Source organism: Kitasatospora sp. NPDC054939, assembly GCF_053610105.1.
In genome coordinates this window covers 1-1357 of record NZ_JBSGXP010000276.1, presented here as the reverse complement: position 1 = coordinate 1357, position 1357 = coordinate 1, and the positions used below count along the sequence as shown (strand labels likewise).

Annotated in this window: 2 protein-coding genes; both read left to right on the top strand. The window is 40.2% G+C overall.

Annotation, left to right across the window (positions count from 1 at the left end; all coding sequences use genetic code 11):
• Positions 1-314 precede the first annotated feature (314 nt).
• Positions 315-1094, top strand: a complete 780-nt coding sequence (locus ACWGB8_RS38070; protein WP_377978838.1) for a hypothetical protein — start codon at positions 315-317, stop codon at positions 1092-1094.
• Positions 1091-1357 (top strand): hypothetical protein (locus tag ACWGB8_RS38065; RefSeq protein ID WP_452218239.1); only part of this gene is annotated, 267 nt, incomplete at its 3' end. The genes ACWGB8_RS38070 and ACWGB8_RS38065, both read left to right, overlap by 4 nt.

Below are 1357 nucleotides of genomic sequence, written 5' to 3'. Positions count from 1 at the left end.
AGAGCTGCAAGTCTTTACGGTTTTTGAAGAAGGCATGACCAAACAGGCAGTAAAACAGGAAATACCATTCAGCAGGAGCCACGGGGTACTTTATCAATCACAAGGGGGAAATCATTATGAGTTCAAATAAAAATTCAAGACGTGCAGGGGAAGTAGTCGTATGGAGAATGACAGAAGAGCAGCGCCAGGAATATATCAAAAAACACCCAATCAGACCGTACGAAAAACACGTTTCTACATGGGAATGGCCGAAGAAACAGAACGAACCTTTAGATGATCTTGAGGAACTAATTTAAACATAGGAGGGGCTTTCAATGTGCATTCTTGAGGAAATCGGCTTTACCACAGATCAGTATATGATGTTGCACAACAGAGGAATGAGAGATTATGAAATAGCGCGGAATCAGCTTGATGTACCACTTGAAACCCTTGTTAGTTGGAAAGTAAAGAACAATTTAGAGAAGGACGAAACAGAAGAGAAACAAAAGCCTTATTATTTTACCGTAGAAGAGTGGAAACAAGCGAAAGCGCAAGGCATGTTAGAAAAAGAAGTTGCTAAAGAATTCGGGTTTACCAACTTTGCTGAATACTACGACTATAAAGACATAATAGGGATTCCGAAGCAAGGGAAAATAATTCAACGGACACCGGAACTATTAGAACAAATTAAAAAATACGCTGCACAAGGACTTTCGCAAAATCAGATAGCTGCAAAACTTGACGTCCCAATTAGTGGCGTTACAGTAGGGACTATTATAAAAGAACAGGGCTTCGAGTGGAAAAACCGAAGGATCAAGGGAAAGAAATACTATTTCAAACCGGAAGAATGGGAAGCCAAAAGGCGGGAAGGGAAAAAAGAAACAGAAATAGCGAAGGAATTCGGGTTCAGATGCTTGTCGGAGTACATGGTTTATAAAAGGAGTATTGGGATACGTCCTATAGAGCGAAAAATCGAGCGAACGCCGGAACTGATTGCCGAAATTAAAGAATATTTTAATCAAGGTATGTCAGGCGCTGCAATCGCTAAGGTTTTAAGTGTGAAAATGACTAATCACACCGTCAATAAAATAATTCGAGAGGAAGGGCTAAGATGAGCGAAAACAAGATTATCAGCAGCGTTTATCAAAAGATAGAGGCGCAGCAGGCGAAGGGATTAAAGAAATACGGAAAAGAGGTTCATACGGATTCCCATAGTTTGAAAGAATGGATGCAGCATGCACAAGAAGAAACGCTGGATTTTTCGGTTTATCTTGAGGCGGCCATTCAGAAGATGGATGAACTGGAAAAGACATTACAAGATCAGTACGAAGCGTATATTACTCTAAAAAATGAAGCTCTACGACAAAACAATGAAGAA

Excerpts from the sequence above, each read along its gene's own strand:
- ACWGB8_RS38070 (WP_377978838.1), top strand. The coding sequence starts at position 315 with ATGTGCATTCTTGAGGAAATCGGCTTTACCACAGATCAGTATATGATG.